This is a genomic window from Streptomyces sp. NPDC059373, from assembly GCF_042751495.1.
In the GTDB taxonomy this organism is placed as follows: Bacteria; Actinomycetota; Actinomycetes; order Streptomycetales; family Streptomycetaceae; genus Actinacidiphila.
Genome location: NZ_JBHYXC010000003.1, coordinates 80180 through 106128 on the forward strand (window position 1 = coordinate 80180; position 25949 = coordinate 106128).

23 protein-coding genes are annotated in these 25949 nt (G+C 72.5%); 11 read left to right on the forward strand and 12 right to left on the reverse strand.

The features are described from left to right. Window positions 1-77 precede the first annotated feature (77 nt). On the reverse strand, window positions 78-1253 hold the full coding sequence (locus tag ACFXJ5_RS08210; RefSeq protein ID WP_384628537.1) for a zinc-dependent metalloprotease: 1176 nt from the start codon (window positions 1251-1253) through the stop codon (window positions 78-80). A gap of 69 nt (window positions 1254-1322) precedes the next feature. Continuing rightward, window positions 1323-2765 carry a D-alanyl-D-alanine carboxypeptidase/D-alanyl-D-alanine endopeptidase gene (gene dacB / locus ACFXJ5_RS08215; RefSeq protein ID WP_384628540.1) on the reverse strand — a complete coding sequence of 481 codons (1443 nt, stop codon included), beginning with the start codon at window positions 2763-2765 and terminating at the stop codon, window positions 1323-1325. Between the two features lie 87 nt (window positions 2766-2852). On the opposite strand from dacB, the gene ACFXJ5_RS08220 reads away from it, so the two are divergent. Beyond that, complete coding sequence (locus tag ACFXJ5_RS08220) at window positions 2853-3344, forward strand: inorganic diphosphatase (RefSeq protein WP_384628543.1); 492 nt, start codon at window positions 2853-2855, stop codon at window positions 3342-3344. A 63-nt stretch (window positions 3345-3407) separates the two neighbouring features. Here the strand turns inward: ACFXJ5_RS08220 and ACFXJ5_RS08225 are convergent, their stop codons facing one another. Both ACFXJ5_RS08225 and ACFXJ5_RS08230 read right to left on the reverse strand, forming a co-directional pair. Then, complete coding sequence (locus ACFXJ5_RS08225) at window positions 3408-5033, reverse strand: threonine/serine exporter ThrE family protein (protein ID WP_384628545.1); 1626 nt, start codon at window positions 5031-5033, stop codon at window positions 3408-3410. A gap of 91 nt (window positions 5034-5124) precedes the next feature. Continuing rightward, complete coding sequence (locus ACFXJ5_RS08230) at window positions 5125-5859, reverse strand: DedA family protein (protein ID WP_384628548.1); 735 nt, start codon at window positions 5857-5859, stop codon at window positions 5125-5127. 129 nt (window positions 5860-5988) lie between these two features. Between ACFXJ5_RS08230 and ACFXJ5_RS08235 the strand changes: the two genes are divergently transcribed. Both ACFXJ5_RS08235 and ACFXJ5_RS08240 read left to right on the forward strand, forming a co-directional pair. Next, the gene (locus ACFXJ5_RS08235; protein ID WP_384628550.1) at window positions 5989-7356 is read left to right on the forward strand and encodes an ABC transporter ATP-binding protein; all 1368 of its coding nucleotides are present in this window, start codon (window positions 5989-5991) and stop codon (window positions 7354-7356) included. Window positions 7357-7371: 15 nt separating this feature from the next. Then, complete coding sequence (locus tag ACFXJ5_RS08240) at window positions 7372-7743, forward strand: YbjQ family protein (protein WP_384628553.1); 372 nt, start codon at window positions 7372-7374, stop codon at window positions 7741-7743. On the opposite strand, the gene ACFXJ5_RS08245 is transcribed toward ACFXJ5_RS08240, so the two are convergent. Further along, a complete protein-coding gene (locus ACFXJ5_RS08245) occupies window positions 7724-8518 on the reverse strand; it encodes a MerR family transcriptional regulator (RefSeq protein WP_384628556.1) in 795 nt (264 codons plus the stop codon). The genes ACFXJ5_RS08240 and ACFXJ5_RS08245 overlap by 20 nt on opposite strands. Window positions 8519-8573: 55 nt before the next feature. On the opposite strand from ACFXJ5_RS08245, the gene leuE reads away from it, so the two are divergent. Genes leuE through ACFXJ5_RS08260 form a run of 3 tightly spaced genes read left to right on the forward strand, consistent with a single transcriptional unit; the run spans window position 8574 to window position 11686 of the window. Continuing rightward, a complete protein-coding gene (leuE, locus tag ACFXJ5_RS08250) occupies window positions 8574-9227 on the forward strand; it encodes a leucine efflux protein LeuE (protein ID WP_384628559.1) in 654 nt (217 codons plus the stop codon). A 25-nt stretch (window positions 9228-9252) separates the two neighbouring features. Next, on the forward strand, window positions 9253-10656 hold the full coding sequence (locus ACFXJ5_RS08255; RefSeq protein ID WP_384628561.1) for a glutamate decarboxylase: 1404 nt from the start codon (window positions 9253-9255) through the stop codon (window positions 10654-10656). A gap of 28 nt (window positions 10657-10684) precedes the next feature. After that, window positions 10685-11686 carry a cation diffusion facilitator family transporter gene (locus tag ACFXJ5_RS08260; RefSeq protein WP_384628564.1) on the forward strand — a complete coding sequence of 334 codons (1002 nt, stop codon included), beginning with the start codon at window positions 10685-10687 and terminating at the stop codon, window positions 11684-11686. Window positions 11687-11754: 68 nt separating this feature from the next. Here the strand turns inward: ACFXJ5_RS08260 and ACFXJ5_RS08265 are convergent, their stop codons facing one another. Together ACFXJ5_RS08265 and ACFXJ5_RS08270 are read right to left on the reverse strand one after the other, a co-directional pair. Beyond that, window positions 11755-12825, reverse strand: a complete 1071-nt coding sequence (locus ACFXJ5_RS08265; protein ID WP_384628567.1) for a peptidoglycan DD-metalloendopeptidase family protein — start codon at window positions 12823-12825, stop codon at window positions 11755-11757. Between the two features lie 116 nt (window positions 12826-12941). After that, the gene (locus tag ACFXJ5_RS08270; RefSeq protein WP_384628570.1) at window positions 12942-14645 is read right to left on the reverse strand and encodes a SpoIIE family protein phosphatase; all 1704 of its coding nucleotides are present in this window, start codon (window positions 14643-14645) and stop codon (window positions 12942-12944) included. Window positions 14646-14799: 154 nt separating this feature from the next. Between ACFXJ5_RS08270 and ACFXJ5_RS08275 the strand changes: the two genes are divergently transcribed. Then, on the forward strand, window positions 14800-15828 hold the full coding sequence (locus tag ACFXJ5_RS08275) for a rod shape-determining protein (RefSeq protein WP_384628573.1): 1029 nt from the start codon (window positions 14800-14802) through the stop codon (window positions 15826-15828). Window positions 15829-15969: 141 nt separating this feature from the next. On the opposite strand, the gene ACFXJ5_RS08280 is transcribed toward ACFXJ5_RS08275, so the two are convergent. The 3 genes from ACFXJ5_RS08280 to ACFXJ5_RS08290 are packed head-to-tail and all read right to left on the reverse strand — an operon-like array spanning window position 15970 to window position 18793. Further along, window positions 15970-17010 (reverse strand): PDR/VanB family oxidoreductase, encoded by a 1041-nt coding sequence (locus ACFXJ5_RS08280; protein WP_384628574.1) that lies wholly within the window; start codon window positions 17008-17010, stop codon window positions 15970-15972. Then, the gene (locus tag ACFXJ5_RS08285) at window positions 17007-17873 is read right to left on the reverse strand and encodes a metal-dependent hydrolase (protein ID WP_384628577.1); all 867 of its coding nucleotides are present in this window, start codon (window positions 17871-17873) and stop codon (window positions 17007-17009) included. Before ACFXJ5_RS08285 ends, ACFXJ5_RS08280 begins: the two co-directional genes overlap by 4 nt. Then, the gene (locus ACFXJ5_RS08290; RefSeq protein WP_384628579.1) at window positions 17870-18793 is read right to left on the reverse strand and encodes an alpha/beta fold hydrolase; all 924 of its coding nucleotides are present in this window, start codon (window positions 18791-18793) and stop codon (window positions 17870-17872) included. Before ACFXJ5_RS08290 ends, ACFXJ5_RS08285 begins: the two co-directional genes overlap by 4 nt. Before the next feature lie 110 nt (window positions 18794-18903). On the opposite strand from ACFXJ5_RS08290, the gene ACFXJ5_RS08295 reads away from it, so the two are divergent. Then, complete coding sequence (locus ACFXJ5_RS08295; RefSeq protein WP_384628581.1) at window positions 18904-19416, forward strand: DinB family protein; 513 nt, start codon at window positions 18904-18906, stop codon at window positions 19414-19416. A gap of 250 nt (window positions 19417-19666) precedes the next feature. On the opposite strand, the gene ACFXJ5_RS08300 is transcribed toward ACFXJ5_RS08295, so the two are convergent. After that, on the reverse strand, window positions 19667-20695 hold the full coding sequence (locus ACFXJ5_RS08300) for a DUF2786 domain-containing protein (protein WP_384628584.1): 1029 nt from the start codon (window positions 20693-20695) through the stop codon (window positions 19667-19669). 76 nt (window positions 20696-20771) lie between these two features. Here ACFXJ5_RS08300 and mptB point away from each other — a divergent pair, with 76 nt between their 5' ends. The 3 genes from mptB to ACFXJ5_RS08315 all read left to right on the forward strand — a co-directional run bounded on the left by mptB (window position 20772) and on the right by ACFXJ5_RS08315 (window position 24575). Further along, a complete protein-coding gene (gene mptB / locus ACFXJ5_RS08305) occupies window positions 20772-22115 on the forward strand; it encodes a polyprenol phosphomannose-dependent alpha 1,6 mannosyltransferase MptB (RefSeq protein WP_384628587.1) in 1344 nt (447 codons plus the stop codon). Then, window positions 22112-23293 carry a glycosyltransferase 87 family protein gene (locus ACFXJ5_RS08310; protein WP_384628590.1) on the forward strand — a complete coding sequence of 394 codons (1182 nt, stop codon included), beginning with the start codon at window positions 22112-22114 and terminating at the stop codon, window positions 23291-23293. The genes mptB and ACFXJ5_RS08310 overlap by 4 nt, the downstream gene beginning before the upstream one ends. 70 nt (window positions 23294-23363) lie before the next feature. Further along, complete coding sequence (locus ACFXJ5_RS08315) at window positions 23364-24575, forward strand: S8 family peptidase (protein WP_384628593.1); 1212 nt, start codon at window positions 23364-23366, stop codon at window positions 24573-24575. Here ACFXJ5_RS08315 and ACFXJ5_RS08320 read toward each other — a convergent pair. Further along, window positions 24572-25930 carry a cytochrome P450 gene (locus tag ACFXJ5_RS08320; protein ID WP_384628596.1) on the reverse strand — a complete coding sequence of 453 codons (1359 nt, stop codon included), beginning with the start codon at window positions 25928-25930 and terminating at the stop codon, window positions 24572-24574. The genes ACFXJ5_RS08315 and ACFXJ5_RS08320 overlap by 4 nt on opposite strands. Window positions 25931-25949 lie beyond the last annotated feature (19 nt).

The following is a 25949-nucleotide window of genomic DNA, read 5'->3' on the forward strand; positions in this document are numbered from 1 at the left end:
CCCGAGCATCGCACGCCATGGCCTGCGGTCACGGTCCCTCGGACGGGTGAACCGGGGGGCGTCCCATGCCCCCTTCGTCACGTTTCGCTACGCCGGTGCACCCGCGCCACCCAGTCCGCGGGTTTGGCGATCTCCGTTTTGGTCGGCAGCGTGTTCGGCGAGGTCCAGATCCGGTTGAAGCCGTCCATGCCGGTCTGCTCCACCACGGCCCGTACGAACCGCTCCCCGTCCCGGTACTGGCGCAGCTTCGCGTCCAGCCCGAGCAGCTTGCGCAGCGCCAGGTCCAGCCGGCCGGCCCCGGTCTGCCTGCGCTGCTGGAACTTCTCCCTGATCTCGGCGACCGAGGGGACGACGTCGGGGCCGACGCCGTCCATCACGTAGTCGGCGTGGCCTTCGAGCAGCGACATCACGGCGGTGAGCCGCCCCAGGATCTCCCGCTGGTTCGGGGTCTGGACGAGGTCGATGAGGCTGCGGTCGCTTGGCTCCTCGGCGTCGACGGCCGCCTCGTCGTTGTCCGAGCGGCCGCCGGTGGCGAAGGACTGGAACGCCTCGCGGACCCGCTCGATGAGGGTGGAGGGGTCGATCTCGGTCTCGGCCAGGAAGTCCTGGATCTCCGACTCGATGTGGTCCCGCAGCCAGGGCACGGCCGTGAACTGCGTCCGGTGCGTCTCCTCGTGGAGGCACACCCAGAGGCGGAAGTCGTGCGGGTTGACCTCGAGTTCGCGCTCGACGTGGACGATGTTCGGCGCCACGAGCAGCAGGCGGCCGGCCTTCCGCTCCCCTGGGGTGGGGGCGGCCGGGCCCGCGGGCATGTCGCGGGTCGCGGGGGCGAAGGTCTCGTACTGGCCGAGCACCCGCGAGGACAGGAAGCTCAGCAGCATCCCGACCTCCACGCCGGTCACCTTGCCGCCGACCGTGCCCAGCACCGCTCCGCCGGGGCCGCCCGGGCGGCGGGCCTCCATCTTGCCGAGCAGGGGCTTGAGGATCTCCCGGAAGCCCGCCACGTTCGCCTTGATCCAGCCGGGGCGGTCCACGATCAGCACGGGGGTGCCGTTCTGATCGGGCTCCTCCCGCTCGTCGAACATGCGCGTGAACGAACGGACGTGCGCCTCCGAGGACTTGGCGTGCCGCCGCAGCTCCGCGACGACTTCCCTGGCCTCGTCCCTGGACACCTCTGGTCCGGGCCGCACGAATCGGGTCGCGGTCGCCACCGCGAGGTTCCAGTCGACCATCTCCGCACCACCGATGCTCATTCCTTCACCGTACGTGCTGCGTCCCCCGCACGGGAGTTCCCCCACCCCGCCCCTTCCCGAAACCAGGGTTCAGCGGCAGCCGCAGTTCGCCACGGCGGCGGCGAGGCGGTCCAGGGAGGAGACGGCAGCGGTCGGATCGGTGGTGCCGGAGGTGAGAAAGGCGAAGGTCAGGAGGCGGCCGTCGGCGTCGACGACGGTGCCGGCAAGGGCGTTGACGCCGGTGAGGGTGCCGGTCTTGGCGCGTACGAAGCCTGCGCCGACGCGGGGGACGCCGGCGGAGAAACGGTTGCGCAGGGAGCCGGAGAAGGCGGCGACGGGGAGGCCGGTGAGGACGGAACGGAGCTCGGGGTGATGGGAGGAGCCGGCGAGGACGAGCAGGCCGGCGAGCTGCTGGGCGGAGAGGGCGTCGCGGTGGTTGAGGCCGCTGCCGTCGGTGAACCGGGCGCCGGTGAGGTCGAGGCCGAGGTGCTTGAGGGCCGCGGCGATCGCCTCGGCGCCGCCGGAGAAGGAGGCGGGGCGGCCGGAGGCGATGGCGGCCTGGCGGGCGAGGGCCTCGGCGATGTCGTTGTCGCTGTTGGTGAGCATGCGCTCGACCAGGTCGGACAGCGGTACGGACTGCACCTCCGCCAGCTCGCCACCGGAGGCCTTCGTGGCGGAGGGGGTGCCGGTGACCTTGATGCCCCGGTCCTCCAGCAGGGCCGCGAAGGAGTTCGCCGCCGACTGCGCCGGGTCCCAGGAGCGGGCCGCCGGGCCCTGGTAGGTGGAGCCGTCGGCACGTCCCTCGTCGGCCATCAGCGCGGTGACGGGCGCGAGGTTGTCGTTGTGGCCGATCGGGTGGACGGAGGGGCCGCTGTAGAGCGAGGCGTCGTACGTGAGCCGGACCTTCGTCTCGCCCTTCGCGAGCAGCGCCCGGGCCGTGTCGTCCGCCAGCGTCCGCAGGGACGCCGCGTCGTAGCCGCCACCGGCCTCGGCGCGGGCGGTGAGCGTGGGGTCGCCGCCGCCGACCAGGGTGATGCGGTCGGCGTTGCCGGCGGCGACGACGCTGGTGGTGAAGGTGTGGTCGGGGCCGAGCAGCGACAGGGCGGCGACAGCGGTCGCGATCTTCGTCGTGGAGGCGGGGGTGCCGGCCTTGGCGGCGCCGTAGCCGTAGACCGTGCGGCCCGTGGCGGCGTCGAGGACCACGGCCGTACGGACCGGGCCGAGGCCGTCGGCGTCGAGCAGCGGGGCGAGGGTGGCGGCCAGTCCCGCCCGGGTGGGGAGGGGGATGCCGGAGGAGCCGGTCGCGGCGGCGAGGACGTCGGCGGCGAGGGGCGCCGTGACGGCCTCCGGCACCTTGGCGGCCCGGTGCGGGCCCGAGGCCTGCGACGAAGCGTCCCGGGAGGCGGCAATCGCCCGTTCGGCCGTACGCTGGCCTGACTCCCACGGGCCGGACGCGGCTACCGCCACGAGCGCCACAGCGAGGCCGACCCCGGCGGACACCGCCGTCACCTGCCAGTTCTTGGTGAGCGGCACCCCGGACCAGCCCCTTTCGCGATCACACAGTTGCGTGGGAGACACTTAATCACCAGAAGTATGTGCTGATCATGGAGGAGTGGAGTCTTGGAGTTCGACGTCACGATCGAGATCCCGAAGGGTTCCCGGAACAAGTACGAGGTGGACCACGAGACCGGTCGTATCCGCCTGGACCGCCGGCTCTTCACCTCGACCAGCTACCCGGCCGACTACGGGTTCGTGGAGAACACCCTCGGCGAGGACGGCGACCCGCTCGACGCCCTGGTCATCCTGGACGAGCCGACCTTCCCCGGCTGCCTCATCAAGTGCCGCGCCATCGGCATGTTCCGGATGACGGACGAGGCCGGCGGCGACGACAAGCTGCTCTGCGTCCCGGCGTCCGACCCGCGCGTGGAGCACCTGCGTGACATTCACCACGTGAGCGAGTTCGACCGGCTGGAGATCCAGCACTTCTTCGAGGTCTACAAGGACCTGGAGCCCGGCAAGTCCGTCGAGGGCGCCAACTGGGTCGGCCGGATCGAGGCGGAGGCCGAGATCGACGCCTCCTACAAGCGCCTCAAGGAGTCCGGGGCGCACTGACCGCCTGGTCTGCACACGTGTGCGGGCGGCACCCCTGCGCGGGGTGCCGCCCGCACACGTGTGTCAGAAGCCGCGCGTGCGCTTCGCCGCGCGGCGTCGCGCCGGGTCGGACGTGGCCGGCACCGGGCCCGGCACCTTGAGGAACATCCGGGCGATCTCGCCACCGAGGTTGACCCCGATCGCCACCGCGAGCGCCAGCGCCGCCGCCTTCGTCAGCGAGGCCGCGCCCTGGCTCAGGTGACCCTGTGTGAGACCGAGGAGACCGAAGTACGTCGCCGAGCCGGGCAGCAGCGGGCCGATGGCGGCGGTGACGTACGGCAGCGCGGAGGCGTGCCGGTGCCGCGAGAGCAACTGCCCGAACAGGCCGACGAGGCCCGCCGCGACGGCGGTCGCGGCGACCGGGGACATGCCGACGTCCTGGTGCAGCACGCCGTAGACGGTCCAGGCCACGCCGCCGTTGAGGGTGGCGAGCAGCAGCACCTCGCGCTCGCACTGCAGCAGCACCGCGAAGGCCAGGCTGAGCGCCATGGCCGCGACCAGCTGCACGGGGGCGTTCTCGTACGTGCTCAGCGACTGCTGCGGGTCGAGTACGGCGCCCAGGCTCACGCCCGCGTACAGGACGAGGGTGACGCCGACGACGATGCCGGTGAAGAGGTACATGACCTCCAACAGCCGGGCGGAGGCGGTGATGTAGAAGCCGGTCAGCCCGTCCTGGACGGCGGCGACCAGCGCGCGGCCGGGGATGAGGGCGAACAGGCCACCGGTGATCACCGCGGAGGCCTGGATGGTGGACGTGCCGGGGAGGTAGTGGCCGAAGCGGTCCACCAGGACCCCGAAGACGGCGGCCGGCATCGCGGCGGCGGTGAACTGGTAGAACTCCGGCAGCCCGCGCCCCGCGCACAGCCAGGCCAGCCGGTCGCCCAGCATCGCGCCGACCGCCGCGATCAGGAAGACCAGCGGGCCGCCACCGCCCACCAGCATGCTCGCCGCGCCGGCCAGCAGCCCGGCGGACGCGGTGAGCAGCCAGCCCGGGTACGGGTGGCGGTTGCGGCGGATCTCGGCGAGGCGGCGGTAGGCGTCCTCGAGGGTCAGCTCGGAGGTCGTGATGTCGTCCACGAGCCGGAACACGGCGGCGAGGCGGGTGTAGTCGGTGCCCCGGCGGCGTACGGTCCGGTTCGCGGTGACCGGCGGGTCGATGAGGGACGGCTGGTACGAGATCCCCAGCAGCGTGAAGGTCACCGTCGGCTCGACCCGGGCCAGCCCGTAGGCGTGCGCCACGCCCAGCATCGCGGCCTCCACGTCCTCCGCGCCCTCGCCGCCCGCCAGCAGCAGCTCCCCGATCCTCAGGGTCAGGTCCAGCACGCGCGGAACCGGCGGCCCCGCCTCGGTGCGCTCGGCGGCCTGCTCCGGCGCGGGCCGCTCGGTGACCGACATCCGGAGCATCGCCCGCATCCGGTCCGGCCAGGGCGTCTCCTTGGACAGGCTGACGACCGGTATGCCGGTGGGCGGGGTGAAGGCGGGAAACGACGCCTGCACCTGGGTGCCGACAGGCGTCGGAGGCGTGCCCGCCGTGCTGGGCGGCGCGAAGGCGGAGCCCTCCGGTTCGGGCTCGGCCGGAAGGTCCACACCCAGCGGTGGCGTGAACTCGGAGCGGACCTCGTCCGAATCCGGCTTGCCCTCGTCCACCACGTCTGTGCCCTTCGCTGCGCTTTGCCGTACTGCGCTCACCTTGCCGGATCAGGGTGCGGCATGCGCGACGGGGGGTGCGAAGTTCGGGGTCTCAGCGGCGGTTCGCCCGGTGGCGGCCACCACTGCGCTGGACGGGGCCCTGTGCGGGGCCCTGTGCGGGGCCCTGGCTGTGGGGGCCGGCCGCCGGGCCTGCGGCGGGCGCCTTCTTGGCCTTGCCGCGAGCCCGCAGGTACTCGATGACGATCGGCACGACCGAGACGGCGACGACCCCGATGAGGATCAGCTCGATGTGCTTGTTGACGAACTCGAACTTGCCGAGCCAGAAACCGAGGAAGGTGACGCCGCCGCCCCACAGCGTGCCGCCGATGATGTTGTAGGTGACGAAGGTGCGGTAGTTCATGCGGCTGACGCCGGCGATGATCGGCGTGAAGGTGCGGATGACCGGGACGAAGCGCGCCAGGACGATCGACTTGCCGCCGTACCTCTCGAAGAACTCGTGCGCCTTCTCGATGTTCTCCTGCTTGAAGAGCTTGGAGTCCGGCCGCCGGAAGAGCGAGGGCCCTACCTTCCGGCCGAAGAGGTAGCCGACCTGGTCACCCGCGATCGCCGCGACGATCACCAGCAGGGCCACCGCCCAGATCGGCCAGTCCAGCTTGCCGCCGGCGACGAGGAGGCCGCCGGTGAAGAGGAGGGAGTCACCCGGCAGGAAGAAGCCGATGAGCAGACCCGACTCGGCGAAGACGACCACCAGCAGGCCGACGAGGCCGGCCGACGAGATGAGGTAGTCGGGGTCGAGCCATTGCGGGCCCAGGGCGAGGTTCGTCACTCGCACAAACTATCAACGGTGTCTTGGCCAAACCGTTCCCAGCCCGGGAACGGTGCACTACCGTCAGCGCAAGCGATTCCCCCGTGCACCACCGCAAGTCACCTGTAACAGCTGATTCCGGCGGACCCCATGACACGCGCCATCGCACTTCACGACGTATCCAAGGTCTACGGCCGCAACGTCCGCGCCGTGGACCGCTTCTCACTGGCCATCGACCCCGGTGAGTTCCTGGTGCTGCTCGGCCCGTCCGGCTGCGGCAAGTCGACCGTCCTGCGCATGATCGCCGGGCTGGAGGAGATCACCAGCGGCGAACTGCTGCTCGACGGCGAGTACGCCAACGAGCTGGCGCCCGGCGACCGCCGCATGGCGATGGTCTTCCAGAACTTCGCCCTCTACCCGAGCATGACGAGCCGCCAGAACATCGGCTTTCCGCTCCGCTTCGAGATGCCGGGCGAGGATTCCGGGCCCAGGGTCGACGAGACGGCCCGCACCCTCGGCATCGAGGACATCCTCGACCGTTATCCGGCGCAGCTGTCGGGCGGTGAGCGGCAGCGGGTCGCGATGGGGCGGGCGATATCCCGGCACCCGTCCGTCTTCCTGATGGACGAGCCGCTGTCGAACCTCGACGCGAAGCTGCGTTCGCATCTGCGGGCCGAGATCTCCCGGCTGACCCGCGGCATGGGCGTGACCACGGTCTACGTCACCCATGACCAGGCCGAGGCGATGTCGCTGGGCGACCGCGTGGCGATCATGCGCAGCGGCGTGCTCCAGCAGGTCGGCAGCCCCCGGGAGGCGTATCACCTCCCCGAGAACGTCTTCGTGGCCGCCTTCATCGGCACGCCCCGCATCAACCTCCTCCAGGCCACCGTGCTGGCCCCGCTCGGCGGCGGGATCTGGATCGACTTCGGGCGGCAGCGGCTCGGGCTGCAGGAACCGCTGAGCCAGGACCACCAGTTGCTGCGGATCCAGCAGGGCCGGCAGATCATCGTCGGCCTGCGCTCGGAGGCCGTACGGATCGCACAGCCGAGCTCGGCGCACGCGGGCGAGGTGGTGCTGAGCGGCATCGTCGAGCATGTGGAGTACCAGGGGCACGAGTCGCTGGTGCACCTCAACACCGGGGCGCGGCCCGCCGTCGTACCGGAGCTGGAGGCCCCCAGGCCGGCGCCCTCGCGGGCGGCGCGCACGGCGGCCAGGCGCGCGGGCGGCGGTGGCGGCTTCGGACGGCTGGTGCAGCGGGCCGCGGCCCGGGCCGGCGCGCAGGACAACCTCACCGCCGTCCTGGACCGGGACCGAGACCGGGACCGGGACCGCGAAAGACCTCCCGCCGACCAGCCCCGGCTCGTCCCCGGCGACCTGGTCGTCCGCACCGGCCCCGACCTTCAGCTCCGCCACGGCGACCGGGTGCCGCTGCTGGTCGACCTGGCCCACCTCTACGTCTTCGACCAGGAGGGCCACCGCATCTGCCCGGCCCCTGCGGAGGCGCCGCGGCTGGAGTAGGCGCACGATGCCCGTATGGGTATCGACGACTACGGCGGCGGCCAGGGAACCCAGGCCGCCGTCCTTGTGGTGACCACCAACGACGTCCCCGGCTACCGGGTCGAAACCGTGATCGGCGAGGTCTTCGGCCTCACCGTCCGCTCCCGTCACCTGGGCAGCCAGATCGGCGCCGGGCTGAAGTCCATGATCGGCGGCGAGCTGAAGGGCCTGACCAAGACCCTCGTACAGACCCGCAACCAGGCCATGGAACGGCTGGTGGAACAGGCCCAGGCGCGGGGCGGGAACGCGGTGCTGATGATGCGGTTCGACGTCTCGGAGGCGGCGGACGTCGGTACCGAGGTGTGTGCGTACGGGACAGCGGTGGTCATCACCCGCGAGGGCGCTTAGCGCGTTCCGCGTTGGCGACGATCGCGTCGTGGACGTACTGCGCGGTGCCCGGCGCGATCGCCTCGTAGAAGGCGCGGAACCGCTCGTCGGCGAGATACATGCAGGCCAGGCCGGTGTGGATCTCGTAGCCGCAGTCGTAGTAGAAGCGGCTGATGAAGGTGCGGTGCTCCTCGGCGAGGTCCATCGCGGCCTCGCCGTCCGCCGGGGCGCCGGTGCCGCGCAGGGCGGTCAGGCGGGCGGCCCAGTCGTCCTGCTGGGCCTTGATCCGCAGCCAGTCGTCCTTGGTGTACGAGGCGGCGCGGCGCTGCGACTGCGCGTACGCCTCGGTGTTGCCCCAGCGCTCCCGGACCTCCTCCGCGTGCTGGTCGGGGTCGTACTCCCCGAAGACCTCGAAGCGCTCCTCCGGCGTGAGGTTGATGCCCATCTTCCGTGCCTCCATGGCGTGTTCCACGGCGGCGGCCATCTGCCGCAGCCTGTCGATCCGCTCGGTGAGCAGAGCGTGCTGGCGGCGCAGATGCTCCTGCGGGTCGGCCTTCGGGTCGTCCAGCAGCACCGCCACCTCGTCGAGGGGAAAGCCGAGCTCGCGGTAGAACAGGATCCGCTGCAGCCGGTCGAGATCGGCGTCGTCGTAACGCCGGTGGCCGGCGTGGCTACGGGCGCTGGGCGACAGCAGCCCGATCTCGTCGTAGTGGTGCAGTGTCCGTACGGTCACCCCGGCGAAGCCGGCGACCTGCCCGACCGAATAGCTCGTGTCCCTCGTGTCCCTCGTGCTCATGGACACCACTGTCCTGCCTCACGTCGCGTGAGGAGCAAGTGCGATATTGGTCCACATGCTGGGGATAACCGACCTTCCGACCTATGTCCTGGGCACCGCGCTGATTGTCCTGCTGCCGGGCCCGAACTCGCTCTACACGCTGTCCGTCGCCGCCCGCCGGGGCGTCCGTACGGCCTACGGCGCCGCGCTCGGCGTCTTCCTCGGCGACACGGTCCTCATGACCACGTCGGCGGCGGGCGTGGCGGGGCTGCTCAAGGCCAACGCGGTGCTCTTCGGCATCGTGAAGTACGCCGGGGCGGCCTACCTGGTCTGGATCGCGGTCGGGATGGCACGGGCGGCGTGGGCGATGTGGCGTACGAGGCGGGAGCCGGCGGCCGTCGAGGCCGAGGCGGCCCCGGCCGTGGCCGAGCAGCCGTTCCGGCGGGCGCTGGTGATCAGCCTGCTCAACCCGAAGGCCATCCTGTTCTTCATCTCCTTCTTCGTGCAGTTCGTGGACCCCGGTTACGCCCATCCGGCCCTGTCCTTCCTGGCCCTGGGGGCGATCGCCCAGCTCTTCAGCTTCGTCTACCTCACGACGCTGATCCTCGGAGGCACCTACCTCGCCGCCCAGTTCCACCGCCGCAAGCGGCTGTCGGCAGGGCTCACCTCGGGGGCCGCGGCGCTGTTCCTGGGCTTCGCGGCGAAGTTGTCCATCGCGAGTGCGGGCTGAGCGCGGCGCCCGTATCGTCCGGTGCATGGCCCTCCACAAAGGTGAAGGCGACCTGCGAGAGCTGGCCGTCAACCCGTTCATCGGCGAGACCGACCCGACCGGCGGCATGCGAACCGCGCCGCCGAAACACCGGCTGGCGGACGGGCCGATGTCGCCCCACGCCGCGTATCAGCTGGTGCACGACGAGCTGATGCTGGACGGGAACGCGCGGCTGAACCTGGCGACCTTCGTCACGACCTGGATGGAGCCGCAGGCCGATGTCCTGATGGCGGAGTGCCGCGACAAGAACATGATCGACAAGGACGAGTACCCGCGCACGGCCGAGCTGGAGCGGCGCTGCGTGGCGATGCTCGCCGACCTGTGGCACGCGCCCGACCCGGACGCCGTGGTGGGCTGCTCGACGACGGGGTCGAGCGAGGCCTGCATGCTCGCCGGGATGGCGCTCAAGCGGCGCTGGATGAAGCGGATGGGCGACCGGTATCCGGCGAGCGCGCGGCCGAATCTGGTGATGGGCGCGAATGTGCAGGTGTGCTGGGAGAAGTTCTGCGCCTTCTGGGAGGTGGAGGCGCGGCTCGCGCCGGTGGAGGGCGACCGGCTGCACCTGGACGCCGAGTCGGCGCTCGCGCTGTGCGACGAGAACACCATCGGGGTCGTGGCGATCCTCGGGTCGACCTTCGACGGATCGTACGAGCCGGTGGCGGAGATCTGTGCGGCCCTGGACGACTTCCAGGCCCGTACGGGGCACGACATCCCGGTGCACGTCGACGGCGCGTCCGGGGCGATGATCGCGCCCTTCCTGGACCCGGAGCTGGTGTGGGACTTCCAACTGCCGAGGGTGGCCTCGATCAACACCTCCGGGCACAAGTACGGGCTGGTGTACCCCGGCGTGGGCTGGGCGCTGTGGCGGAACCCCGACGCCCTGCCGGAGGAGCTGGTCTTCCGGGTCAACTACCTCGGCGGTGACATGCCGACCTTCGCGCTGAACTTCTCCCGCCCGGGCGCGCAGGTGGTCGCCCAGTACTACACCTTCCTGCGGCTGGGGCAGGAGGGCTACCGGGCCGTTCAGCAGACCAGCCGCGACGTGGCGATGTCACTGGCCCGGCGGATCGAGGCGCTGGAGGACTTCCGGCTGATCACGCGCGGTGACCAGCTGCCGGTCTTCTCCTTCACCACCGCCGACGGGATCGCCGCGTTCAACGTGTACGACGTCTCGCGGCGGCTGCGCGAGCGGGGCTGGCTGGTACCCGCCTACACCTACCCCGCCAACCGGCAGGACCTTGCGGTGCTGCGGGTGGTGTGCCGCAACGGCTTCTCCCAGGACCTGGCGGACCTGCTGATGGACGACCTCGGCCGGCTGCTCCCGGAGCTGCGCGCCCAGTCCGGGCCGCTGCCGGTGCCCGTCGCGGCCGCGACCGCCTTCCATCATTGAGGCGCGGCTGACGGGGCACCCGCACCGTATGGCCAAGGCGAAGGATCAGGAGACCAGGGGAACCGTCTTCATCGCGCTCACCGCGAATCTGGTGATCGCGGCGGTGAAGGCGGTCGGCGGGCTGGTGACCGGCTCCCCGGCGCTGCTGTCGGAAGGCGCGCACTCGGTCGCGGACAGCATGAACGAGGTGTTCCTGCTGGCCTCGCTGAAGCGCAGCAGCCGGGAGCCGGACGCACAGCATCCGTTCGGCTACGGCAAGGAACGGTTCTTCTGGTCGTTGCTCGCCGCCGTCGGCATCTTCGTGATGGGCGGCTGCTTCTCCTTCTACCAGGGCGTCATGGCCTTCCACGAGCACGAGCCGGAGAGCACCCGCTCCTTCCTCGTCGCGATCGCCGTCCTGGTGGTGGCCCTCCTGGCGGAAGGCGCCTCCCTGGTCCGGGCCCTCCTTCAGGTGCGCGGCGCGGCACGGGCCGGCGGCCGCGACTTCCGCGCCGAACTGCGCGCCGCCCAGGACCCGACACTGCGTACGGTGCTCGCCGAGGACAGCACCGCGGTACTGGGTGTGCTGCTGGCGCTGGCCGGCGTCGGACTGCACTGGGCGACCGGAAACCGGTCCTACGAGGCGTACGCGTCGTTGGGCATCGCGGTGCTGCTGATGTACGTCGCGTACCGGCTCGGCAAGGACTGCCGGGACAGCCTCATCGGCGAGGCCACCGATCCCGCGGTGCGCCAGAAGGTGTACGAACTGCTCATGCGCCAGCCCGAGATCGACACCGTGACGTCGCTGCTGACGATGCGGCTCGGGCTGGACTCCACGCTGCTCGCCGCCCGCGTCGACCTCTCGGAGGGCATCGACAGCGAGACGCTGGAGGAGGCCCTGGTCCGGATCAAGCAGACCATCGCCGACGAGTTCCCGGAGTTCGACCAGATCTTCCTGGACATCGTCGACGCCTCGCCCCGCGACCGCCGGCACGCCAGGCGGATGCGTCACGCGCTGCGCCAGGCGGCGGACGGCGAGGCGTCTGCGTAGCAAGCCAGGACGGCGAGCGCGAGCACTTCGCCGCTTCTGGCTGGTTTCCCGCTTCACGTCATGCGGCGTCATGAGTCGTGCAGGGGCACACCGTGCTCGGCCATCCAGGGCACCGGGTCCACGCCGGAGCCGAGGAGGGGGGTGACGCGGACCTCGAAGTGCAGGTGGGGGCCGGTGGAGTTGCCGCTGTTGCCGGAGAGGCCGATCCGGTCGCCGGTGCGGACGCGGTCGCCGGGTTCGACGTCGAGGCGGGAGAGGTGGGCGTAGTGGGTGTAGTAGCCGCACGCGTGCTGGATGACGATCTGGTTGCCGAAGCCGTCACCGCACCCGGCGACGATGACCAGCCCGTCGCCCACCGCATGTACGGGGGTGCCGACCGGCACCGCGAAATCCTGGCCGGTGTGGCGGTGGGCCCAGTGGGCGCCGGTGCTGGCGAAGCCTGCGGTGAGGCGGTAGTGCTCGACCGGGCTCACCCAGGTGGTGGAGGCGAGGCCGGCGCGGGGTGCGGGGCGGGCGCGGTCGGTGTGCCGGGCCCGGGGGCAGTCCTGGCCCTCGTCGGTGGCGCGCACGGTCCGCAGGGTCCGCAGGACGACCCGGGCGCGGGCCAGCCGGGCCTGGATGCGGCGCTTGATGGCGGCCTGCCGTCGGGCGTCCGCCGACAGCTGGTCGAGCACGTGGTCGGCGGCCGACGTGGCTTCCTCCAGGCGCTGTTCGGCCCGGCTCCTGGCCCTCAGCAGTGCGGCGGTGGCGTGGTTGCCGGCGTGCAGCAGCGTCACCCCCTCCAGCAGCTCGTCCGGCTTCGCCGACAGGAACAGCTGGGCGGACGGCGTCAGCGCGCCCTCCCGGTACTGCGTCCGGGCCATCTCGCCGATCCGCTCCCGCAGCGCCCCCAGCCTCCCCTGCTCGTAACGCGCGGCCTCCCGCAGCCCGTTCAGCTCCCGCCTCTTGAGGTCCACCGCTTTGCGTACGGTCTCGTACGACCGCACCGCGCGGGCGGCCTCGCCGTACAGCCGGTCCACGGTGGCGGCCGCCTGCTTCCTCGATCGGTCGTCATCGGCCCCGGCCGGTGCCGGTGAGGCGGCCAGGGCGAGGACCAGACACAGCGCGGTGACAACGGACGCGTGGACGGCTCGAGGCATCGGACGATCCTCGCCAGACGGGTGGCCGGCGGGCTGCCGACACGCCCCCGCGTCACCCGACCGGGTGGCCCGGGCCGTCGGGCTCGGGGGACCGGCTCGGCGGTCAGGCTCGGCGGTCAGCGCAGGATGCGGGCGGCGAGGACCGCGATGTCGTCCTCCGCGTCCTGGGTGGCCAGCAGCGACAGCACTCTGTCGACGAGCGGGCCGATGCCACCGTCCGTGTCCAGGCGCAGCGACGCGAGGCGGGCGAGGGAGGTGTCGATGTCCTCGCCACGCCGCTCGATGAGGCCGTCGGTGTAGAGCAGCAGGACGTGGTTGGCGGCGCAGTCGCGGGACAGCAGTTCGTAGCCGCCGTGGCCGGTGCCCAGGGGCGGGCCGACGGGGAGCTGGATGATCTCGGTGGTGCCGTCGGCGTGCAGGACGGCGGGCGGCAGGTGCCCGGCGCTGGCGAAGGAGCAGCGGCCCCGGGCCGGGTCGACGAGGGCCAACAGGCAGGTGGCGGGACGGCCCGACTCGGTCTCGGCGATGAGGGTGTCCAGGCGGCGCAGGATGCGGTGCGGCGGCAGGTCGGCGGAGGCCACGAAGCGCAGCATCGAGCGGTACTGGCTCATGTCGACCGAGGCCTCGACGCCGTGCCCCATGACGTCGCCCATCGCCAGCAGCGTCCGGCCCAACGGGAGCCGTACGGTGTCGTACCAGTCGCCGCCGACCAGTGCACTGCTCCCGGCGGGCTGGTAGCGGAACGCCACCTCGACGGTCGGGTGCGGGCTGCCCGGCTCGGAGAGCAGCGCGCGCTGCAACTCCAGCGCGATGCCGTGCTCGCGGGTGTAGCGGCGGGCGTTGTCCAGGCTGATCGCGGCGCGGGTGGCGAGGTCCTGGGCGACGACCATGTCCTCGTCGGTGAACCCCGGTGAGTCCCCGGCCCGGACCAGGGTGACCGTCCCGACCGGGTGGCCGCGGGCCGCCAGGGGGACGACGAGCGCGGAGTGGATGCCGACCGCGCGATAGGCGGCGACGCGCTCCCTGTTGGGGGCGATGCGGCTGAGCTCGTCGTCGCTGGGGAGGTTCTCCAGGATCGGCTTCCCCGACTCCAGGCAGCGGGTGATGGTGGAGTCCGGCTGGTAGTCCACGTACGTCCCCGGGACCCCGAAGACCCGTACCTGCTCACGGAGGTTGGGCAGCGCGGCCAGCGCGGCGCGACGCAGCCGGAGCACCCCGTGGGGCGGTGGACGGAGCGCGGCCCCGTGCGGGTGCTCCGGGGGGAGCACCTCGACGGTCGCGATGTCCGCGAGCAGCGGGACCACGAAGTCGGCCAGCTCACCGCAGGTCGCGTCCATTTCGAGGGTCGTACCGATCGCGGTGGCGGCCCGGTCGAGCAGCGTGAGGCGTTCCCGGGCGCGTTCGAGGTCCCGCTGCTCGGCGCGGGAGGCGCTCACTTCCAGGACGATCGCCACGATTCCGGTCGGCGTGCCGTCCGCGGCTTCGAGGCGGTGGTACGCGCCGTGCCAGTAGCGGCGCTCCAGCCCGGAGGCCGCCCTCGTGTGCCCGCTCGACGTCAGCTCCCGGGGGTGGCCGTCGGCGAGGACCTGGCGGATGAGCGCATCGCCGGGGTCGTCCAGGTCGGGCAGCAGCTCGGCGATCGTCCGGCCGATGTGGGCGGCCGCGGGCAGGCCGTTCATGATCGCCAGGGCCGGATTCACGTAGACGTAGCGGAGCTCGGTGTCCATGACCCCCACCCCTGCCGCCGTACCGTCCAGAACCTGCCGCAGGACCTCCTCGTCCAGCGGCGACCACGCGCCGCCGCCACCGCTGCCGCTCACCGCTCCATGGTCGCCCGCCGCCGCTTCCTCGGCATCCCGTGGCCGGACTCCCCGAGCGGAGCAGCAGCAGGTGCGCGGTGGCGGGGACGCGCTGACGATGGCAGAGAGGGCCGCTGCCGGAGCGGCCCGCATGCCCGCTTGGGGAGGACCCGCTGTGACCGTCAGCCTCGCGCAGTTGCGCCGTTGTTCCGTGGCCGTGGATCTCGGTGCCGCAAGGACCCGGGTGTATGTGAAGGGGGCGGGACTCGTGGTGGACGAGCCGAGCGTGGCCGCGGTCGACGCACGCTCGGGCGCGCTGATCGCGGTGGGTGCGCTGGCGGAGCAGATGACGGGCCGTACGCCGGATCACATCCGGGTGGTGCGACCGGTGCAGGGCGGCATGGTGGTGGACATCGACATGGCGCAGCGGATGCTGCGGCACCTGCTGGGCGGCCAGCTGCGCAAGGCGTGGCGGCGCAAGCCGATGCTGCGGGCGGCGGTGTGCACGCCGCACGCGAGTGAGCCGCTGGCGCAGCGGGCAGCGGTGGAGACGCTGTACGGGCTGGGGGCCCGGAGGGTGGAGCTGGTGGACTCGCTGATCGCGGCGGCGGTGGGCTGCGGGCTGCCGGTGGAGCAGCCAGAGGCGACGATGATCATCGTGAGCGGGGCGTCGACGACACAGATCGCCGTGCTGTCGCTGGGCGCGATCGTGGCGGCCGAGACGGTCCCGGTGGGCGGCGACGCCATCGACCACGCCGTCGTGCAGCATCTGCGCAACCAGCACGAGCTGATGCTGCCGAGCCAGTCCGTGCGGCCGCTGCATCTCATGCTGTCGGTGTCGGGCCCGATGGCACCCCGCGCCGAGGTCCAGGGGCGGGATGTCGCCAGCGGCCTGGCCCGTACGGTCAGTGTCGACACGGAGGGCGTGCGGCACGCCATCCGTACACCGCTGGCGTCGGTGGTCGACGGCATCGGGTCGGTGCTGCGCAGGTGCCCGCCGGACCTGGTCGCCGACCTGACGGACCGCGGGATCATGCTGGCGGGCGGCAGCGCGCTGATGCCGGGGCTCGACGCGATGCTGCGTCAGGCGACGGGCATGCCGGTGAGTATCGCGGAGCGGCCGGACGTCTGCGCGGTGCGCGGGCTGGGCGCGATGATGGAGGGCAGGGTCGTGCCGATGGTCATCGACCCCCTTTCGGCGTAGCCATCAGGGTGAATATCGCGAGGCCCCGGTCGTCGAGGGCAGCGCGGACGCCGACCTGGGCCTGGCCTGGCCGACGCCGGCCGACCTGGAGGGCAACGAGTTCTGCGTCGAGCGCAGCGCGGCGGAACGGGCGGCCACGGCCTAGACGTCGAGGGTGAGCCGGCCCCCCGGCTCCGCCGCGCGGGATACGCAGATGAGCATGGCGTCGTCCGTACGGCGGGCCGCCTCGCTTCCGTGGTGGCGGACCTCGCCGTCGAGGACCCGGAGCCGGCAGGTGCCGCAGAAGCCCTGGCGGCAGGAGTAGGCGGTGCCGGGGCGGGCCTCGGCGATGACCGAGAGGGCCGAGCGGTCGGCGGGCACGGACAGCACCTCGCCGCCCGGGCCGAGCCGGACCTCGAAGGGGGCGCCGTCGATGACGGCCGGGGTGGAGAAGCGCTCGAAGTGCAGGCCGGTGGCGCCGGTCGCCGCGAAGGCCTCGCGTACGCCGCTGATCATGGCGGGCGGCCCGCAGAGGTAGACCGAGCCGGCCTCCGTACCGGCCAGGAGGTCCTGTACCGCTGGTATTCCGTCCGTGTCGTCGGTGCGTACGGTGACCCGGGTCCCGGCCCCGTCGACGGCCGCCAGCTCACCGAGGAACGGCAGGGTGGCGCGGCTGCGGCCCGTGTAGACCAGCCGCCAGTCGGCGCCGGCCGCGGCGGCGGCCCTGACCATGGGCAGGACGGGAGTGATGCCGATGCCGCCCGCGATGAAGAGGCAGGGCACGCCGGTCAGGGCGAGCGGGAAGGCATTGCGCGGGCCCTGCGTGCGCAGCGTCGTGCCGGGGCGCAGGGCGTGCATCTCGCGGGAGCCGCCCTCGCCGTCGGCGATCCGGCGGACGGCTATCCGGTAGGACGTACGGTCGGCCGGGTCACCGCACAGCGAGTACTGCCTGCGCCGCCCGGACGGCAGGTCCAGGTCGAGGTGGGCGCCGGGCCGCCACGGGGGCAGCGGCCCGGCGTCGGGGGCCTCCAGGCGCAGACTCACCACATCCTGCGCCTCGGGCCGCACCTCGCGTACGACCAGGGTCAGCGAACGGTCGACGGCACGCGGCTCCCGTACGCGGGCACGGGCGCTGCGGCGCACCAGCAGCGGGGTGACCCGGTCCATGAGCCGGAGGAAGGGGGTCAGGGGTGCCGTGGTCACAGTGCCGCCGCCCGGGCCGCCGGGGACGAGGCGAGGTAGGCGACGGCCTGGCTGGTCGACCCGTAGCGGGACGGGTGGTAGCCCGGCCGCAGGTAGGCGAAGAACAGCCGCGCCACGTCCCACGGCTTGGGCAGCAGCCCGCGCCGGGCGCCCCGGTACCAGTCGCGCCAGCGCGGTGTGCCGCTGCGGACCGGATCCGCGGCCATCAGGCGGCGCAGCCCGCGGATCCACCAGTAGACGAGCACCGGGAAGGCGACGACGTGCGCACGCACGCGGGTGCGGTAGCGGCCGTCGAGGTGGGTGAAGAGGTCGAAGGCGACCGCCCGGTGCTCGACCTCCTCGGCGCCGTGCCAGCGGTAGAGGTCGAGGACGGCCGGAGAGTGCGGTACTTGGTCGATGGCGTCGGCGTTGAGCATCCAGTCACCGAGGAAGGACGTGACGTGCTCGATAGCGGCGATGATCGCCACCCGCTCGACCAGCCAGCCGTGCGCGGCCCTGCCGGTGAGACCCCGGTCGCCGAGCAACTCCTGGAAGAACCACCGCAGTTGGGCGATGAAGGTGTCCGTGTCCAGTCCCTCGGAGGCCAGATGCGCCAGGAGTGTCTGGTGGGCGCCGGCGTGCATGGCCTCCTGGCCGATGAACCCGATGACGTCCTCGCGCAGCAGATCGTCCTTGATCAGCGGCACCGCCTGCTGGAAGACGGTCAGGAACCAGTCCTCGCCCTCCGGCAGCAGGATGTTGAGGACGTTCGCGAAGTGGGTGAGGAACGGGTCGTCGTCCAGGTAGTGCATCGGCAGACCGGTCCAGTCCCACCGCACGTCGCGCGGCTTGAGGACGATGTGCTCCGGGTCGCGTTCGGTCATGCCGCGCTCCTCGCCTTCTTCTTCTCCTTCTCCGTACGGTCGACGAGCGCCGCCGTGAAGTCCGCGACCAGGTCCGGGCGGTGGCTCGGCAGCCAGTGCCCGCCGTCGACGTGGTGGACCTCGGTGTTCGGCGCCCAGTCCGTGATCTCCGTCTGCCAGGGCGCGAGTACGAAGACGTCCCTGCCCGGCGCCAACACCTGCGCCGGCAACGTCGCCTCCCGCCGGCGGGGGCGCAGCATCCGCGGCAGCACGTTCGCCCGGTACAGCTTCAGCCCCGCCCTGTTGCGGGCGGCCAGCCCCGGACCGTAGTCCGCCGGGCCCTCCCCGGTCTCCAACCTCCGGCGCAGCGTCCCGGCCACCGCGTCCAGGAAGCCGCTCCGGCAGGCCAGTTCGGCGATCCCGGTGAGGTGGAAGAGGCCCACATACTGCGACGCCAGGCTCTGCTTGGCCAGCCGCGCGAGCCGCGCGGGGGTGGGCCGGCGCCACTGGGCCCGGTACCAGTGGCCCGTATGGTCCAGGTCCGGTCCCGAGATGGACGTGATCGACGCATACCGATGCGCCATGTGCGGCGTCGACACCGTGTGCCAGCTCTGCACCGAGCCCCAGTCGTGCGTCAGCAGATGCACCGGCCCGTCCGGACTCACCGCGTCCGCCACCGCCGTCATGTCCGCCGCCAGCTGCTCCAGGCGGTACGCCCGCGTCCTCCGCGGCACCTCAGAACTCCCCGAGCCCCGTACGTCGTACGTCACCACCCGGAACCGGCCGCCTGCGCTCAGCCTCTCCGCGACCCCGTCCCAGACGCGGTGATCGTCCGGGAACCCGTGCACGCACAGGATCACCGGCGCCCCCGGCGCACCGCCCCCCTGCTCGTACACCGCCAGGCGCACCCCGTCCGACGCCGTGACCCAACGCTGCGCCATGGCTCGCCCTCGCCCTTCGCTCCGCGGAAGATTCCGGTCCCCATGGCACCACCTTGTTGACGCCGTGTCTAGCAGTGCGGCGGAATTCCGCGGCGAGGAGGATTCGTCCCATGGACATCGACTGGAACAAGCAGCTCGTCGACCAGCTCGACTTCTACTGGGGCCACCAATTCCGCCCCCGCCTCGCCGGCCTCACCGACGACGAGTACTTCTGGGAGCCCGTGGCCGCCTGCTGGAGCATCCGCCCGCGCGGCACCAGCACCGCCCCCACCGCCGCCGGCTCCGGCGACTTCACCTTCGACTTCGCCTGGCCCCCGCCGGACCCTGCCCCCGTCACCACGATCGCCTGGCGGCTGGCCCACATCATCGTCGGCGTCCTCGGCCTCCGCGTCGCCCACCACTTCGGGGGCCCGCAAGTGGACTTCATGGGCCGCGACTTCGCATACGCGGGCTCGGCTTCGGGCGCGCTGGCCCAGCTGGACGAGGCCTACGACGCCTGGCGCACGGGCGTACGGGGACTCGGCGAGGACGGGCTGCGCCGCGATTGCGGGCCGGCCGAAGGCCCGTTCGCGGCGGACCCGCTCGGCGCCCTCGTCCTCCACGACCTGTACGCCCACCGCTGAGCCCACCGGGTTGTGGGAGAACGTTCCGCAAGGCGGAACGGGCTGGCACAACCCGGCCACGGACCGTCAGCCGCCGACGCACCCCCGGCCACCCACCATCGGACTGCGCGCCGTCGCCGGGTGCAGGCCGGTTGGGCCAGCCCGTCCCGCCTCAGGCGGACGGCCTACCCCCAACCCGGAGGGCCGGGGTCCAGGGGCAACGCCCCTGGTTTCGGGAAGGGGCGGGGTGGGGGACGCAACCCCGAGGGGCTCACGGGCCGAGCGTGGCGCGGTCGGCGGCGGCGGTGCCGTGGTGCCAGCCTTCGGCGGAGCGGACTTTGAGGCGGTGGGTGGTGGTGGCGGGGAACATGCGCTCGGTGGTGGAGGCGACGGCGAGGTCGCGGGTGGCGAGGACGGGGAGGACTTCGGGGGTGGCGGCGGCTTCCTCGGTGGCGGCCGTGGTGAGGCGGTCGCGGATGCGCCCGGCGTAGGCGAGGAGGAAGGAGTGGCGGAAGTTCTTGGACTTGGAGGAGCCGCGGTGCATGGCGGAGTCGGCCTGGAGGAGGAGGGAGGTGTAGAGCAGCTCGACGCCGTCGAGGTCGGCGGGGTAGCCGATGACCGTGGAGAAGCCGAAGTCGCCGGACCAGACGGACTGGCAGCGGTTGGCGGCGGCGACGGAGTCGAGGAGGAGGGCCTTGGCGTCCTCGTAGGGGCGGTCGACGCCGATGCGGCGGGCGGCGGGGCCGTCGGTGTCGTGCTCGGGGAGGAGGGCCTCGTCGATGCTGTGGCGGGCCATGAGGTGCTGGGCCTTGGCGCTGAGGGCCTCGGCCTCCTCGGGGAAGGCGGTGGATTCGGCCTTGGCGAGCAGTGCGCGGATGCGGGCGAGCATGCGGTGCGGCTTTCCCGGCCGGGCCGAGGGCGGGGGTGCGGCGAGCGGGGTGATCGCGGGGAGCCGCCCGTACAGCCGGAGCAGTTCGAGGACGGCGGTGGCCGTGCTGAAGCGGTCGAGCCGCTCGCGACGGCCGTAGGCGGCCAGAAGCTCGCCGGGCGGCTCGGTGGAGGGGTCGGCGAGCAGAGCCTCGGCCAGGGACACGTGCTCGGGGCGCAGCTCGCGGCGGGCCATCCGTAGGAGGTCCGGGGCCTCCCAGCCGCGCCGGCGGCAGTCCGCGACCAGCCGCCCGGCGAGGGCGACGACCTCGGGGCCGGCCTGCTGCCAGTCCGTGGCGGCCAGCGTCGACGCGCCGGCGTCAAGATCCGGTTCGCGGTACGCCGCCTCCACCACCGCTGTCGTATCTCCCACGACAGCAATGGTCACATGGCCGGCCGTTCGCCCGGGCGTCGCCCACGGGCCACCGGGCGATGGCAACGTGCGGGCGGTGACCGCCCTCCGCCGCGCCATGGCACTCGGATTCGCCGGTACGGCCGCGCTGACCGCCGGCGGGCGCGTGGCCGGCGCGCTGCCCGTACGGGACCGGATCGGGCTGCCGCAGGGCGAGGCGGCGGCGGGGCTGCTGGTGGCCTACTTCGGGATCGGGCTGCTGGTCGCGGCCTGGTGGGGCCTGGGCCGGCAGCTGCGCGGGGCCGAACCGCCCACGGTGCGGCAGCTGTTGGCGACGTTCGGGGTGTGGGCGGCGCCGCTGCTGCTGGCGCCGCCGCTGTTCAGCCGGGACGTCTACAGCTATCTGGCGCAGGGCACGATGGTCGGCTCCGGGATCGACGCCTACGCGTACGGCCCGGACCGGCTCGGCGGTCCGCCGGCGGCCGAGGTGCCGGTGATGTGGCGCAGCACCCCGGCGCCGTACGGGCCGCTGTTCCTGGCGCTGGCCCGGGTGACGGCGCACGGCGGCATCACGGGGATGCGGCTGATGGCGCTGCTCGGGGTGGGGCTGGTCGTGGTCTTCCTGCCGCTGATCGCGCGGCGCTGCGGCGCCGACCCGGCGGCCGCGCTCTGGCTGGGGGCGCTGAATCCGCTGGTGCTGCTGCACCTGGTGGGCGGCGCCCACAACGACGCCGTCATGCTCGGCCTGCTCGGCGCGGGGCTGGTGGCCGGGCTGCGGGCCGGCCGGTGGCCGGTGGTGGGCGCGGCGGTGCTGGTGACCTTGGCCGCGCTGGTGAAGGCACCGGCGGCCCTGGGACTGCTGGCGGTGGCCGCGCTGTGGGCGGACCGGCTGACCGGCCGGGCCCGGTGGGCGCGGGCCGCGGCGGGCACGGCGGGGGCCGCGCTGGCCACGACGGTCGCGGTGACGGCGGCGACCGGCACCGGCTATGGCTGGATCGACGCCCTCTCGACCCCCGCCTCGGCCTCCAACTGGTCGCTGACCAACATCCTCGGCCGGCTGACCGGCCCGCTGCTCACCGCCGCCGCCTGGCACCGCGTCGGGCTCGTGGCGGCGGCCGCCGTGATAGTCGCCGTATGGCTGCTGCGCCGCAGGCTGGGGCCGGTGTACGCGCTCGGGCTGAGCCTCGTCGCGCTGGCCCTGCTCGGGCCGGCGATCCGGCCCTGGTACCTGCTGTGGGGCCTGGTGCCGATCGCCGCCGCCGCGCCCAACGGCCGGGCCCGGCGCTGGGCGGCGGCCGGGAGCGGGCTGTTCGCCCTGGCCGTGCTGCCCGACGGATTCCCGGCCACCGGCGAGCAGTTGGCGCTCGCGGCGGCGGGCGGCGCGCTGGCCGCGCTGACGGTTGGCGGGCTGCGCGCGCTGCGCCTGGTGCGTACCGCATGACTCCCGGCGCGCGCCTGCCGGTCGCCGCTACGGCGGTCGTCGGCACCGCGCTCTTCCTCGCCACGGTGCCGCTGCACCGGCACTGGTTCGACGTCGGCGTGTACTACGGCGCGATCGGCGACTGGGTGCACGGCGGGCGGCTCTACGCCTACGTACGCCCGGGCACCCCCTACGGCTTCACCTATCCGCCCTTCGCGGCCCTGTGCATGCTGCCGATGGCCGGCCTGGACTGGCCGGGCGCGGTCGCGGTCAGCATCGCCCTCAATGCCGCCGCCGGGGCCGTGGTGCTGGCCCTCACCGCCTGGCCGGTGATCCGGCGGGAGGGCTGGGCCCCGGCGTACGCGGGCACGCTCGCCACCTGCCTGATGGCGCTGCTGGAGCCGGTGCGGGACACGGTCAGCCTCGGCCAGGTCAACCTGGTGCTGCTGGCGCTGGTCCTGACGGACGCGTACGCCCTGCGCACCGGCCGACGGACGGCAGGCCTCGGCATCGGGCTGGCGGCGGCCGTGAAGCTCACCCCGGCGCTGTTCATCGGCTACCTGCTGCTCACCGGGCGCCGACGGGCCGCCGCGACCGCCACCGGCACGGCGCTCGGCGCCACACTGCTCGCCGCCGCCGTGGCCCCGCAGGCCTCGCGGACCTTCTGGACGGCCGCCGTGTGGGACACGAACCGCGTCGGCTCGCTCGCCTACGTCGGCAACCAGTCGCTGCGCGGACTGCTGGCCCGGCTGGACGCCCCGGGGGCGGTCTGGGCGTGCGCCGTGGCCGCCGTGCTGGCCGTGTGGGCGCTGCGGGCCCGCCGGGCGCATGCGGCGGGCGACGACCGGGCGGGGTTCGCCCTCACCGGCATCGCGGCGTGCCTGGTCAGCCCGGTCACCTGGGTCCACCACCTGGTCTGGCTGATCCCGGCGCTCACCGTGACGGCGGACGCGGCGCTGCGCTCCCGGCCGCGCCGGTGGCCCGCGGCGGCCACGGCCTCGTACGTCCTGCTCTGCAGCAGCCTGGTCTGGCTCTGGCTGGACGACACCGGAGGCATCGGCGGCTTCCTCGGCGGCAACGCCTACGTCTGGCTCAGCCTCGCGTTGCTGGTCAGGCTGCCCGTGCGGCACCAGGAGGGCTCGGCCGCCACGGGGGCGCCGCGTCACCCTGCCGGCGCATCACCGCGCGCCCGGAGGTGATCTTCGCTGATAGGCAGGGATACGACGGGGTCAGGAGACCAAAGCGGACCGAAGCCGAGGAGCCCACCGTATGCGCGTGTCCCTGCGTCGGACGATTGCCGCCGCCCTGATAGCTGCTGTCCCGGTGCTGACCGCTGCCGCGGCGCCCTCCTCGCACTCCGGAGGCGTGCGGAGCAGCCGGCTCGCACCGCTCCAAACGGAGCGCAACGCCATCCCGGGCGACTACATCGTGAGCCTCACCCGCGGCACGGACCCGGACAGCGTGCTCACCCGTATCGGCGCGAAGGCCAAGCACGTCTACCGCGACGCCCTGACCGGCTTCGCCGCCCCGCTGACCGAGCCGCAGCTGACCCAGGTACGGGCGCTGCCGTCGGTGGTCACCGTGGAGCAGGACTCCACGGTGACCCTCTCTCCGGAGGAGAGGCGGGCGGTGCCGATACCGGCCAAGCGGGCGGCCGGCACGGGGATCCCGTGGGGGCTGGAACGGATCAACGAGCGGGCCCCGGGCGGCCACGGCTTCGTGGTGAAGTCGACGGGCGCCAAGGTGACGGCGTACATCATCGACAGCGGGCTCGACTTCACGCACCCGGAGTTCAACGGCCGGGCCAGCCTGGGCGTCGACGAGATGGACGACGGCCGGAACGGCGTTGACTGCGCGGGCCACGGCACGCATGTGGCCGGCACGGTCGGCGGGGAGCACACCGGAGTGGCCAAGAAGGTCAACATCGTCGCCGTACGGGTCCTCAACTGCGAGGCCCGCGGCCCGAACTCCGGCATCATCGCGGGCATCAACTGGGTCGCGGCGAACGCCAAGAAGCCGGCCGTCGCCAATCTCTCGCTCGGCGGCAACTACTCCCAGACCATGAACGCCAGCCTGGACGGCCTCGCCCAGGCCGGAGTCTTCCCGGTCGTCGCGGCGGGCAACGGCAACACCAACTCCTGCGTCGTCTCCCCCGCCAGCGCCTCGCAGGCCTTCACCGTCGCCGCCATCGACGAGTACGACCGCAAGGCCGACTTCAGCGACTACGGCTCCTGCGTCAACATCAACGCCCCCGGCACCGGCATCACCTCGGCCTCCCTCAACGGCAGTTACGCCGACATGAGCGGCACCTCCATGGCGGCCCCCCATGTCACCGGCATCGCCGCGCTCTACAAGGACACGTTCGGCGATGTGCCCTTCGCCACCCTCTCCAAGTGGCTCACGGACAACGCGACGCCGAACGTGCCGATCGGCGCCCCCTGGGGGACGCCGAGGCTGTTGGCCTACACGAACGGACTCTAGGAGGAACGGGCCTCGACCCTCATCGACAGGCCCACGGGGTGCGGCATCGCCGACACCGCCTCCCGTGGGGCCTTGCCCGGCACTGGGCGCAGCCGCCGGGTCCGCAGGACTGTGGCCAGCGTGATGACCAGCTCGGTAAGCGCGACCGTGTCACCGATGCACTTGCGCGAGCCGGACCCGAAGGGGATGAACGCCTCCCGGGGCAGGTCACGGCGCCGCTCGGGCAGCCAGCGGTCCGGGTCGAAGCGGCCGGGGTCGGTGTAGATCGCGGGGTCGCGGTGTACGCCGTAGAGGCTGATGCCGATCTCGGTGCCCGCCGGGAGGTCGACGCCGCCGATCTCGACGGGCTCGACGGAGCGGCGCATGATCATCGTCACCGCGTGCAGGCGCATCGTCTCGTCGACCACTCGGCGGGTGTACTCCAGCTTGGGGTAGTCCTCGAAGGCGATCGGCCGTTCCCCGGCGCCCGCGATGGTGTCGATCTCGGCGAGCAGCTGCTCCTCCACCTCCGGGTGCGTGGCTATCTCATGGAACGCCCAGGCCAGGATGGTGGCGACGGTCTCAGCACCCGCCGTGAATATGGTGACCAGCTCGTCGCGCACCTCCGCGTCGGTGAGCGATTCCCCGGTGTCCGCGTCCCGGGCAGCGAGCAGCATGGACAGCAGGTTCGGTTCGTCGTACTCCCCCTGTGCCCGCGCATTTTGGATCACCTCGTCGATGACCCCGCTCATTTCGGAGGTCGCCGCGTCGAAGGCCCGGTTGGGTGGGATGACCGGCACCCGATCGAATACCTTGGGCGAAACCGCCCGCAGCAACATGTACTTGAGAATGACCGGCATGCTGCGCAGTACGACATCCGCTGCGCGCCGGCCGGTGTCGTTGTCGGTCGAGAACATGGTCGCCATGATCGTGCCGGTCGCGTATCCCGACGCCACCTCGAGCACCGGGATGGTCCGGCCCGGCTCCAGCGACTCAGCGAGTTCACGGGCGTGCTCGGTGATGATCTCGCCGTATCGGGCGACCTTGGCCTGATGGAACATCGGCTGCATCAGCCTGCGGTGCCTGCGGTTCACGTCGGTGGGGGCTGTGGCCAGGCCGCTGCCCAGCGCGGGGCGCAGCCGGTCGTACAGCCTGCCCTTCTCGAAGCTGCGGCCCTTGCGAACCAGGACGTCATGGGCGAGTGAGGCGCTGGTGGCGAAGTAGACCGGCATGGTGCCGACATCCACCCGTACGAGTTCGCCTCTCGCCCGCAGGCCCGTCACGAAGGCGAGCGGGTCACGCCAGAGCGGCCAGAGGTGGCCGAGGAGCGGAAGTGCGCCGGAGGCGCGTGGCACCGACTGCGACACTGTTTTCATCCCGATAACCCCAATTCTT